Annotated in this window: 7 protein-coding genes and 1 riboswitch; of the genes, 2 read left to right on the forward strand and 5 right to left on the reverse strand. The window is 34.9% G+C overall.

What is annotated here, in order from left to right; all coding sequences use genetic code 11:
- Window positions 1-12 precede the first annotated feature (12 nt).
- A complete protein-coding gene (locus ACPX19_RS07225; protein WP_426432397.1) occupies window positions 13-2775 on the forward strand; it encodes a carboxypeptidase regulatory-like domain-containing protein in 2763 nt (920 codons plus the stop codon).
- 50 nt (window positions 2776-2825) lie between these two features.
- Here ACPX19_RS07225 and ACPX19_RS07230 read toward each other — a convergent pair whose 3' ends face one another.
- From ACPX19_RS07230 to metK, 5 genes are all read right to left on the reverse strand, one after another.
- A complete protein-coding gene (locus ACPX19_RS07230) occupies window positions 2826-4634 on the reverse strand; it encodes a hypothetical protein (RefSeq protein ID WP_426432398.1) in 1809 nt (602 codons plus the stop codon).
- A gap of 124 nt (window positions 4635-4758) precedes the next feature.
- Window positions 4759-6546 carry a hypothetical protein gene (locus ACPX19_RS07235; protein ID WP_426432399.1) on the reverse strand — a complete coding sequence of 596 codons (1788 nt, stop codon included), beginning with the start codon at window positions 6544-6546 and terminating at the stop codon, window positions 4759-4761.
- 73 nt (window positions 6547-6619) lie between these two features.
- Entirely contained in the window at window positions 6620-7060 is a 441-nt protein-coding gene (locus ACPX19_RS07240; RefSeq protein WP_426429342.1) for a carboxypeptidase-like regulatory domain-containing protein, read from the reverse strand.
- Between the two features lie 315 nt (window positions 7061-7375).
- Entirely contained in the window at window positions 7376-9199 is a 1824-nt protein-coding gene (locus ACPX19_RS07245) for a hypothetical protein (RefSeq protein ID WP_426429343.1), read from the reverse strand.
- Window positions 9200-9349: 150 nt separating this feature from the next.
- Window positions 9350-10603: a methionine adenosyltransferase gene (gene metK / locus ACPX19_RS07250; protein ID WP_426429344.1), complete on the reverse strand. Its 1254-nt coding sequence runs from the start codon at window positions 10601-10603 to the stop codon at window positions 9350-9352.
- A 387-nt stretch (window positions 10604-10990) separates the two neighbouring features.
- A riboswitch (SAM riboswitch) is annotated at window positions 10991-11114 on the forward strand.
- Between the two features lie 121 nt (window positions 11115-11235).
- Here metK and ACPX19_RS07255 point away from each other — a divergent pair.
- The gene (locus ACPX19_RS07255) at window positions 11236-12528 is read left to right on the forward strand and encodes an O-acetylhomoserine aminocarboxypropyltransferase/cysteine synthase family protein (protein WP_426429345.1); all 1293 of its coding nucleotides are present in this window, start codon (window positions 11236-11238) and stop codon (window positions 12526-12528) included.
- The last annotated feature ends 36 nt before the right edge of the window (window positions 12529-12564 follow it).

Here is a 12564-nt window from a genome sequence, read left to right on the forward strand (position 1 = left end):
CACAATCAAAAAATGAAGAACATTATAACGCTACTATGTTTGGTAGTGGCTAGTAACACTTTTGCCCAAATTAAAATGCAAGGTGTCGTAAAAGACAGTATAGGCACTCCTTTAGAATTAGCTAATGTAATCGCCATTAATCAAGAAACTAATGGTTTAGAATCTTACGCGGTTACCAACGACCAAGGAAAATACATCTTGTCTTTAGGAAAAAATGGCAAATACAAACTACAAGTAAGTTATATAGGTTTAAAGTCTCTAGAAGAAGTGATTTCAACAGCAGAAGTTGATATTACAAAAGACTTTACGTTAATGCCAGATAATTCTTTAGACGCTGTTGAGTTAACTTATGAAATGCCTGTAACAGTAAAAGGAGATACTATAGTTTATAATGCAGACTCATTTAAAAACGGAAGTGAACGCAAATTAGAGGATGTATTAAAAAAACTACCAGGTGTAGAGATAAATGATAACGGACAAATTGAGGTAGAAGGTAAGACCGTAAATAAACTGATGGTAAACGGAAAAGATTTCTTTGACGGTGATACCAAATTAGCTACCAAAAATATCCCCTCTAATGCTGTAGATAAGGTCCAAGTGCTTCGTAATTATGCAGAAGTTGGTCAGTTAAGTGGAGTGCAAAACAATCAAGATAATGTTGCTATAAATATTAAGCTAAAGGAAGGTAAAGAGAACTTTTGGTTTGGTGATGTTACTGCTGGTGCAGGTACGGCACCTTCCCCAAATGACGAGCTTTATTTAGTACAACCAAAACTATTTTATTATAGCCCAAAATACAGTATTAACCTTATAGGTGATATGAATAATATTGGCGAAGTAGCCTTAACCAACAGAGACCTTAGAGGTTTTGGAGGTGGTTTTAGGCTACCAAGTAGAACCAGTGGTACAAATATTAATCTAGGAGATAATGGGCTTGGCGGATTAACAAGTATTGCTAATGCTCAAGAAGTGATTACCAAGTTAATGTCAGCTAACTTTAGCTATTCGCCAAATAAAGCGCTGGATTTAAGTGGCTTTTTAATTTACAATAGTAGTCGTTTAAGGACTAGAGAAGAAAGTTTCTTTGATTATATTGAAATAGAAGACGATCCAAGTACACCAATTGATGAATCTACAACCATTCCACCAGATGAAGAGACAATTTCTACTGGTAGAGAAGCAACTAATCAATTTATTGCTAAGTTAAGTGCCTCCTATAAACCAAACGTCAATAATCAATTAGATTATGATTTGTTAGCACGTACATCAGATGATGAAGAACGTCAGAATTTGTTTTCTTCGGTGGTTGGGAATACCAATCAAGTAGATCAGGTAAAACCTTTTAGTATCAATCAAAACTTAAATTATTACTACACTCTAAACGAAAACAACATCTTTGCTTTTGAAGCTCAACATTTAATTAAGGATGAAGATCCATTTTACAATGCTATTTTAGATGACGAAAATGATGCTTTTGATAACACGGCAACAGGCTTGGGCTTAGATTTAAACCAGTTGAGTTATGATTTAAACCAGGAAAGACGTGTAAAGAGTAATCAATTAGATGCCAAGTTAGATTATTACAACATTTTGAATTCCAAAAGTAACATCAACCTTACTTTAGGAACTATATTCAGCAACCAGAAATTTAACTCTAATATTTTTCAGTTTTTGGATAATGGTACACGTTTAGATCCAACACCAACATTGACTAATTTAGAGGGTAATCCTTTAAATGCTTTTAATGATGATGTAGAGTACCGTTTTAGCGATGTGTATTTAGGAGTGCATTACAGGTTTAAGACTGGTAAGCTAACCTTAACCCCTGGTGTGTCTTTCCATGCCTATAGCAATCAAAACACACAAAACGGAGACACGTTTAAGGATAATTTCTTTAATGTATTGCCAGATTTTGAGGCACGTATTCAATTTAAAAAGAGTGAGTCTTTGCAGTTTAATTACAATATGCAAAATACCTTTACGGATGTTACCAATATTGCTGAAGGGTTGGTGTTACAAGGTGGATTTAATAATATCCAATTTGGTAATCCTGAGTTACAAAATGCCTTGTCTCATAACTTTAGATTGTTTTACAGTAGCTTTAACCTATTTAACTACACAAATGTATTTGCAGGAGCAAACTATAGCAAAAATGAAGATCAAATACGTGGTTTAACCAATTTTGAAAGTGTAATTAGAACAAGTACATTCTTCAATTCTCAGTTTGCTGATGAAAATGCATCCTTATTTGGACGTGTGGAGCGCACGTTTGGAAAGATAAGAGCACGATTTGGTACTAACTTCAATTACAGCAAATTGAATCAGTTTATACAAGGCAGACAAACGCTAAATGAACAGTTTTCACAAACCTATACACCAGAACTTCGTACCAACTTTAGAGAGGCTCCAAACGTAAGGTTGCGCTATCGATTTACCGAAACCAATAACGATCAAGGTAACAATATCACAAAGTTCATCACCAGAGCCCCTTCTATTGAATTTGATGCCTACATCTGGGATGCCCTAACATTTGTAACCGAGTTTACTTACAACGAGCAGGAAAGTGCAGGGCAAACAGATGTATTTAAAACTTGGGATGCGTCTTTACGATACAGAAAAGACAGAGATGCCAAATGGGAGTACTCACTTAGAGCGTCTAATATTTTAGATATTGATTCTAATATTAGTAATGGCGCAGGTACTATTTCAGTATTTAGTTCTGAAACTTTTATACAACCAAGATTTATTACATTTAGGTTGACTTATACCTTATAGAAAATATAATATGTATTAAAAAGCCTTCTCTTGAGAAGGCTTTTTGTTTTTTAATTGTCTCTCAAAACATGGACAATGCCATTTATTGTATGAGGATTCCCGTTAAGATCTTCATAAGATCCACTGAAATTCAGGTCTATGTATTCATAAGCCTCGCCAAGCGCTGTAAGATTAAAAACGATACTATGATTTGAATAAGACATATCTGGACATCCATTAATAAAAAAACCTAAAGTCTCATAACTAGGATCAATACTGTTATAAGTACCCAAATAATTCAAATCATTGAGTGTACCATATAGATTAAAACAATCTGGGTTATTTGTATTTGCATAAATACTTAATATTTGGCTTAGAGGAGCACCATTTGTAGAAACAGCATAGCGAGTGGCTGTTATATTTTCAAAAATAAATATCGAATCCTCACCATCTATAGTATATTGTATAAATTCGGTTACTTCATTACAAGCAGCAATAGTTCCAATATCGGTTATAGGTGTTGTAAACGTATAACTAATACTATCTGTAATCTCAAGATTTATATAATCACTACCTTTTATGATAAATGTGTTATCTGCTTCACAACGAAACATATTGATTTCAAAAACACCATCATTTACAACACTAGTAAAAGTTTGGTCTCCATAAGTTAGTTGTACATAACCATCAGTAACTGCATTGCCATCGCAGGTGTTGAAAGTGCCTACCACAGTTTCTTGGATAATATCAGGATTATCAGGCACTATAACTGTAAGACTGGAATCTACAGTAAAAGGGCCAACAGTTTCTGTATATAAAGGTGAATCTCCACATATGTCATAACTGTACACATCAAGAATTAAACTTTCATTACTTGGTACATAGCCACAAACTTCACCATTCTCATTTGTATAGCCATATGTTGTCCCAAAAGTCATACTAGTAATAGATACCGTCATATTTGCTAAAGGAATATTATCATCAGTCGTTGCAGTAACACATAAAGTAATTGCTTCAGCTGGTATATCACAGTTCCAAAAACTAAAATGAGAAACCGTACCAACATACATATTACCTTGTAAAGTCGCGACACCTTCTTCTTTCCAATAGCCAGTAGTTTCGTCAAAATACCAAAGTGGAATCGTAGCAGGTGCTATGTTCATTAAACTCACATCTACCGGAATTTTAATTTCAGAAGTTGAGCCTTCAGCTAAATTTAAATCTTCACCACCTGAGCCTCTCAATTCTACAGCAAGCATACCTAACGTTTGTAACATACGTTCGGCACCATTTTCATTTTCGGCATAGAGCATACCTGGCATTTGCATAGACATATCTTCGTCGGTTGGGTCTAGGTGATGCATAATTACATCTACTGAGCCTTCGTAAGCAGAGCCATCTTCTTTTATGAAGTTGCCGTCAAAACTTACAGAGCTTCCACCATCAATGGTTACAGTACTAGGACTTCCACTAGATACTGTACCAACTACCGTTTCCTCAAGCATCATAATAGTAATTTTGTTTGTTCCGTTAGACGGTACAACACTTCGTGAGGCGTGAATATATCCAGCTTTTTCGGCTTTTACGTACCCAAAACGTTCATTTACGTTGGCATCTCTAATAATAAATATACCATTACTGTCCGTAAGTGCTGTTTCATTACCAATGGTAATTGTGACTCCTTCAATAGGGTTATGGTTTTTATCGATAACCGTTCCTAAAAAATCTCGTGAAATCTCGTTGCCAAAATATTCAGAAAAAGTATCAGGAATATTTTCTTGCGGATTATTGTTCCCTGAAAGGCCATCGTCCTTCTGACATGAAAAATTACAGATTAGAAGTACAATGATTAGTAAACGGAAAAGTTTGATTGGTTTCATAGCGATTGATTTTAGCTTTTTTTAATAGATGAAAAAATCAATTAATGGTTGCGTGAAAACTCTTAAAAAAATAAAAAGCCTTCTGGTCACTGAGCGAAGTCGAAGTGTAGAAGGCTTTTTACATTTATTCATCAATCCTTACATGAACCTGACCTTCTATAGTATGCTCGCTACCACCTGGATCTAGAAATGTGCCATTGAAATTCATATCAATAAAATCACCAACACCATTACCTATGTATGTGGTTTCAATATTTATTCCATAAGGTCCAATAAAAAGATATTGGTTAGAACTCGCGACAGGGTATATAATATTAAAAATCATACTATTAGTGCTAGATGTTGTATATTCTCCCAGTTGGTTAGGCAAGTCAACCAAAAATTTTGTAGTACTTCCTGGGTTTAAATGTCTCAAAATGGTAAAGCTGCTTTCGGTTAAAGCTACTTCTATATTGTCATAAAACATCACATCAACAGAATTATCGATGAAGTAAATAATATATTCTTCTTGAGAAATACATGTGTTTATAGTACCTACATCGGTAATTGGTGAATTGAATGTATATTCAATTGTACTGCTCGTTTCAAAAGTATCCAAATTAACAACCCTTAGGCTAAATGTGTCACTGGAAGTACACCTAGTAGCGTTTATCTCAAAACTTCCATCTGATATTAATTGATAAATCTCGTTGTTATTATCGGTGTAAACAACATACCCATTTTCAATATTCTCATTGTTACAGTTATTTACTAGTCCACTAATTGTTTCTGTACTAAGCACTGCACCGTTTTGAACAATAACTGTGATACTGGCATCTTCATTAAATGGCCCAATATTTTCACTATAGATGGATATGTTTTCACAGCTTTCAGGACTAAAAATTTCTAGAAACAGAGTTTCGTTTCTTGGGACTAAACCACAAACTTCACCTTTTTCATTAGTCTGACCTCCACGTGTACCAAAAGTTGAACTTGTAATAGTTACATTAAGGTTGTTTAGATCTGCACCATCTTCGTTTGTAACCGTAACACAAAGTGTAATGGCTTCGGCAGGGATATCACAGTTCCAAAAACTAAAATGTGAAACTGTACCAACATACATGTTACCTTGTAAGATAGCTTGTCCTTCTTCTTTCCAGTAACCATGAATTTCATCAAAATACCAAAGCGGAATAGTTGCAGGTGCTATACTCATCAAACTAGCATCAACAGGAATTTTAATTTCTGAAGTTGATCCTTCAGCTAAATTTAAGTCCTCACCATTAGTGCCTCTTAATTCCACAGCGAGCATGCCCAAAGTTTGTAACATACGTTCGGCACCATCTTCATTTTGAGCATATAGCATACCTGGCATTTGCATCTCCATATCATCATCTGTTGGGTCTAAATGATGCATAATGACATTAACATTGCCTTGGTAAGCCGTTCCGTCTTCATTAATAAAGTTACCATCAAAGTTTACGGTACTGCCATTGCTTAACTCTACAGTTCCTGGTTGACCACTCATTACTGTGCCTATTACATTTTCTTGTAAGAGCATAATTGAAACTTTGTTTGTTCCCTCAGTTGGTACTATAGCTCTAGAGCCATCTAAGTAACCTTGTTTTGAAGCCTTTATATAACCAAAGCGTTCGTAAAGCTCTGCATCTTGTAAAATGAATACACCGTTGATATCGGTCTGAGTTGTTTGGCCACCAACACTTATGGTAACTCCAGAAATGGGTAAATGGTTTTCATCTATGACAGTGCCTACAATATCTCTAGAAATTGTACTCCCAAAGTATTGAGAGAACGTTTCAGGAATAGATTCTTGGACATCATTATTAAAATATGGACCATCATCTAATTGACATGAAGTTAAATAAGTTAGTAGAAATAGTAAAAGTGTAAAAGATGTTTTTGTTGGTTTCATAGCGATTGATTTTTAGCGTTTCTTATTAGATACTAAAATCAATGAAGGGTTGCGTGAAAAATCTGATTAAAATTTATTTAGCTGAAGTATGAGGTAAGTTGTGATTGTTTTTATTAAACCAAAATATGCTGAGTTCACTTTCTTTGTAAAGCGTTATAGTTACTGTGTTTGTTTTGTCTTTTGGTGTTAGATTAATTAGATCGGTTTTATAGTCTTTTTTAGTCACATTTATCGTGAGTAAGTTTTCATGAGCTGATACATTTGTAATTATAAAATGCCCAAGACTATCGGTTAATGTGGTTATGTCGCCAACGCTCACTACAGCATTTTCAATAGGCTGTTGGTTAGTACCCAAGACTTTTCCTCTTAGGTCAACTATTATAGGTTCTCCTAAGTATTCGGATAGCTCTCTTATTTGACTGTTTTGGTCAGCTTTATTTGAATTCTTCTTGCAGGATACCGCAGCTAAAAGACATAAAGATAAGACCAGTTGATTAAAATTAACTGATTTCATTTTTGATTGATGTTAGTTCGAAATTACATAAGCAAGTAATACCTTATGTTAATATTCTTACAATTAACAGATGGTTAATTGTTAAAGTTCCACATGATTTTAATTACCATGATTGGTCTTTCCACTAACATCTATGAATAAAAATGAAAAGGCTTGGTTTGATTTGTTTGATTTTCATAGCGATTGATTTTAGCATTTATTAATAGATACCAAAATCGAAAAAAGGTTGCGTGAAAATTATTACAAACAAAAAACTCTCAAATCTTAAAGTTTAGATTTGAGAGTTTTATTAAAACCCTAATTTATACAGATTAATTAGTTATCTCTAAGAACATGGACTACTCCAGTTATGGTGTGCGGAATACCTTGATAGTCTTCATAAGAGCCACTAAAATTGATATCTATATACTCGCCAATGTCACCTAAAGAGGTAAGATTGTAAATTATATTATTGTTATCTGGTCCAACATTTAGGCATTCACCAATAAAGAAACCTATATTGCCAGAAACAGTACCGTCAAAAATAAAGGTATCGTAAGTGCCCAAATAATCAGGATCGTTTAATACACCAAGCATATAAAAACAGTTATCTTGGTTATTGTTTGAAGCAAATATATCTATATATGGCCCAGGATAATTACCACCACTTGGATCGAAATTAGCTGAAATATTTTCAAAAATAAAAACACTTTCACCATCATCAATAGTATATTCTATAAACTCAGTTACAGCACTACACGCCGATATCGTACCTATATTTGTTAAAGGTGTCGTAAAGGTATAACTGATACTATCGGTAGTTTGCAGGTTGACATAATCACTACCTTCTATTGAGAAGGTATTATTATTACTACATCTAAAAAGATTAATTTCAAATTCACCATTGGTTACTTCATCTGTAAAGGTTTGGTTAGCGTAATTGAGTTGAACATAACCATCTGTAACAGCATTGCCATCACACGTATTAAATGTGCCTATAACTGTTTCTTGAATAATATCTGGGACGTTTGCTAATATAGCCGTAATACTCGAGTCGGATGTAAATGGTCCTATAGTCTCAGTATACAAGGGTGAGCTGCTGCAAGAGTCGTAACTGAATATGTTGAGTTCTAAAGTTTCATCACTAGGTACATAGCCACAAACCTCACCATTAGAGTTAGTAAAACCATAAGTAGTTCCAAAAGTAATACTAGATATGAATACTTTTAAATTGGCTAGGGGCAAATAGTCTTCATAGGTTGTAGTAACGCAAAGTGTAATGGCTTCCGTAGGAATATCGCAATTCCAAAAACTAAAATGCGATACCGTACCCACATACATATTACCTTGTAGTGTCGCTTGTCCTTCTTCTTTCCAGTAGCCAGTTGTTTCATCAAAATACCAAAGCGGAATGGTTGCAGGAGCTATACTCATTAAACTGGCATCTACAGGAATTATAATTTCTGAAGTAGAGCCTTCTGCTAAATTTAAATCTTCACCACCAGAGCCTCTAAGTTCTACTGCAAGCATCCCTAAAGTTTGAAGCATACGTTCTGCACCATCTTCATTTTCAGCATAGAGCATGCCTGGCATTTGTAATGGCATATCAGCATCTGTAGGATCAAGGTGATGCATAATAACATCAACTGAACCTGAATAAGAGGAACCGTCTTCTTTAATAAAATTACCATCAAAACTCACAGAGCTTCCATCTGGTGTAGTTACTGTTCCTGAACTTCCACTTGTTACAGTGCCAACAACAGTAGCTTCTAACATCATAATCGTAACTTTGTTGGTGCCGTTGGAAGGCACAACACTTCGTGAGGCGTGAATGTATCCTGCTTTTTCAGCTTTGATATATCCAAAACGTTGATTAACAGTAGCTCCATTAATTATAAAAACACCATTACTGTCTGTTGTTGCAGTAGAACTGCCAATAGTAATCGTAGCACCTTCAATAGGATTATGGTTTTTATTGATAACCGTTCCTAAAAAGTCTCTCGATATTTGATTACCAAAATATTCAGAAAAGGTATCGGGTATATTTTCTTGTGGGTCATTATTGCCAGAAGGACCATCGTCTTTTTGACAAGAGGTTACCATAAATAATGATAATAAAAGTATTAAAACAAGATTTGGGAAATTTTTAATTCTTTTCATAGTGCATTGATTTAGTTGAAAGTGAGTCTTAAATTAAGACATTTTACAGATAAAACAGTTATAAATCTAAAACTCCTACCTTAAGTTCTTAAAAACAAAAAACTCTGACCATACCTTAGTCAGAGTTTTATTTTATTTGTAATTCAAATTTTACAGTCCAAAAGCTGCTTTCACTTTATCCACATAATCTAATTTTTCCCAAGTAAATAATTCAACCTCTAAAGTTTTAGATTCGCCATTAGGTTGGTCAAAAGTTTTAGTAACAATCTCATTGTGTCTTCCCATATGGCCATAGGCTGCGGTTTCGCTATACATTGGTTGACGAAGTTTTAGGCGTTCCTCGATAGCAGCTGGGCGCATATCAAATATTTCGGATACTTTTTGTGCAATCTCACCATCTGTTAGGTTGAAAGGGCAAGTGCCATAGGTATCTATAAAAATACCCATTGGTTCTACAACACCTATCGCGTAAGAGACTTGTACCAACACCTCGTCGCAAAGACCTGCGGCCACTAAATTTTTAGCTATGTGCCTTGTCGCATAAGCTGCACTTCTGTCTACTTTACTTGGGTCTTTTCCAGAAAATGCTCCACCACCATGGGCACCTTTTCCACCGTAAGTATCCACAATTATCTTTCTACCTGTTAAGCCTGTATCACCATGAGGACCTCCAATCACAAATTTACCAGTTGGATTGATGTGATATTTAATATCGTCCGTAAATAGTGGCTTAATGTGTTCAGGTACTTTTGCCACTACGCGTGGGATTAAAATTTCGACAATGTCTTTTCTGATTTTTGCTAACATGGCATCATCGGTATCAAAAGCATCATGTTGTGTAGAAATCACAATCGCATCAATACGCTGTGGTGTGTTATCATCACTGTATTCAATAGTCACCTGACTTTTAGAATCTGGCCTTAGATAGGTGATATCTTTATTTTCGCGGCGTAAGGCAGCCAATTCTTTAAGAATGAGATGCGAAATATCCAGTGCTAAAGGCATGTAATTATTAGTTTCGTTTGTAGCATAGCCAAACATCATACCTTGGTCGCCAGCTCCTTGGTCTTCTTTAGAAGCTCTATCTACACCGCGATTTATATCTTCAGATTGCTCATGTATAGCGGAGATGACACCACAAGAGTTGCCATCAAACATATACTCACCTTTGGTGTAACCAATTTTATTAATAGTATCTCTGGCTATTTTTTGTACATCCAAGTAGGTATTAGACTTTACTTCTCCTGCTAAAACAACCTGTCCAGTAGTTACTAAAGTTTCGCATGCTACTTTAGACTCTGGGTCAAAGGCTAAAAAATGATCAATTAACGCATCACTTATTTGATCTGCAATTTTATCTGGGTGTCCTTCCGAAACACTTTCAGAAGTAAATAAATATGACATAAATCCTATTTTTGTTTATTAAAAATTGAGATTGCTTGGTGCTAGAGAAGTTAACAAACGAACTGCTTTAGCATTTTTATCAAAACTGAATCTGTTTCAGCTTTAGAGGTTGCAATCAGACAAATTTTTCCTCTTTTTAAATCTTGGCAAAAATAGAGATTAAATTTAAGATAGCGCATCTTCAAATGATAATGAAATCTTAAAGTGGCAAATGAAGTTTAAATTGATAGTTTGCAATTAATACTCTATTACAAGTAAATACAGTGTGTTCAGAAATTTCTTTGGATTATGATTTTTGTTAAATATTCAAAAAATGTTAGAAATTATTTTGAATTTAAATTTTTGTAATGCAATATTTGTACTCACAAAGTTCAAAGACTTACTGAAATGTTATCAAGAAAGGTGGAGGGAATAGACCCTTTGAAGCCTTAGCAACCCTTAGACTTACTAAGAAGGTGCTAAATTCTACTTGAATGTGCAAGTCATTTTTTGCAGTTCGGATAGATAACTCAAGACTAATTACTCATCTGTAATTAGCATTTTCTTCATAACATTTTTCTATTAAGTACGCTTCATAATGAAGTTTATTTGGCTTTTGGTTTAATTATTTATTAACTCGAAAACTTAGAAAAATGAGTACACAAAAATTTGCAACAAAAGCGTTGCACGCAGGTCATGATGTAAATAGTAATGGTGGAACAAGAGCGGTGCCAATTTACCAATCAACAGCTTACGTTTTCAACGATTCAGATCATGCGGCTAATCTTTTTGCCCTAGCTGAAACCGGTAACATCTATACTAGAATCAACAATCCTACAAACGATATTTTAGAGCAGCGTTTAGCAGCTTTAGAAGGTGGCATAGCAGCTGTGGTAACAGCATCTGGTACATCTGCTATAGCTACATCTCTACTCGCTTTATTAAAAGCAGGGGACCATATTGTAGCTTCAAATAGTTTGTACGGTGGCACCTATAATTTATTGAGCGTAACATTACCTAGACATGGTATTACCACAACTTTTGTGGATCCTTCTAATCCAGAAAATTTCCAAAAAGTCGCTCAAGAAAATACTAGAGCATTTTTCATAGAGTCTTTAGGAAATCCAAAGCTTGACGTTTTGGATATCGAAGCCATTTCTAAAGAAGCTAAGGCTTTTAAAGTGCCATTAATTGTAGATAATACCGTTGCCACACCTTATTTGTTGAATCCAATTGAATATGGCGCAAATATTGTAATCCATTCTCTAACAAAGTATATTAATGGGAATGGAACAGCGTTAGGAGGTGCAATTATTGATGCTGGAACCTTTGATTGGAGTAACGGAAAATTTCCTGAGTTTACAGAGCCTTCACCTGGCTACCATGGTTTAGTTTATAGCGAAGCCTTAGAGTCCTTGGCATTTATTGCAAAAGTAAGAATTGAAGGATTGAGGGATTATGGTGGAGCATTAAGCCCGTTTAATGCGTTTCAAATTATTCAAGGTTTAGAAACTTTAGAATTACGCATAAAAAAACATAGCGAAAATGCTTTAGAACTTGCCAAGTGGTTGCAAGAACAGCCAGAGGTGTCTTGGGTAAATTACCCAGGTTTAGAATCGAGTAAGTACTATGATTTAGCCAATAAATATTTACCAAATGGACAAAGTGGAATAGTAACCTTTGGTGTTGAAGGTGGGTATGAAGCTGCAAAAGTCATAGCTGATAAAACCCAACTGTTCTCATTGTTGGCCAATATTGGCGATACAAAGTCTTTAATCATTCATCCAGCTAGTACAACACATCAGCAGTTGAGCGACGAGGCCCAGGAAAGTACAGGGGTGACTAAAGATTTGATACGACTTTCCGTAGGTATAGAAAACATTGAAGATTTAAAATCCGATCTAAAAGAGGCTTTTAATAGGGTTAAGAAATCCCAATTAGTTTAATCTGATAATGTTGCAAAAATTGGACTGAGCGAATTT

Origin of the sequence: Winogradskyella sp. HB-48 (assembly GCF_049942685.1) — a bacterium.
Classification (GTDB): Bacteria; Bacteroidota; Bacteroidia; order Flavobacteriales; family Flavobacteriaceae; genus Winogradskyella.

Excerpts from the sequence above, each read along its gene's own strand:
- ACPX19_RS07245 (WP_426429343.1), bottom strand. The coding sequence starts at position 9,199 with ATGAAAAGAATTAAAAATTTCCCAAATCTTGTTTTAATACTTTTATTA.
- ACPX19_RS07225 (WP_426432397.1), top strand. The coding sequence starts at position 13 with ATGAAGAACATTATAACGCTACTATGTTTGGTAGTGGCTAGTAACACT.
- ACPX19_RS07240 (WP_426429342.1), bottom strand. The coding sequence starts at position 7,060 with ATGAAATCAGTTAATTTTAATCAACTGGTCTTATCTTTATGTCTTTTA.
- ACPX19_RS07230 (WP_426432398.1), bottom strand. The coding sequence starts at position 4,634 with ATGAAACCAATCAAACTTTTCCGTTTACTAATCATTGTACTTCTAATC.
- ACPX19_RS07235 (WP_426432399.1), bottom strand. The coding sequence starts at position 6,546 with ATGAAACCAACAAAAACATCTTTTACACTTTTACTATTTCTACTAACT.
- metK (WP_426429344.1), bottom strand. The coding sequence starts at position 10,603 with ATGTCATATTTATTTACTTCTGAAAGTGTTTCGGAAGGACACCCAGAT.
- ACPX19_RS07255 (WP_426429345.1), top strand. The coding sequence starts at position 11,236 with ATGAGTACACAAAAATTTGCAACAAAAGCGTTGCACGCAGGTCATGAT.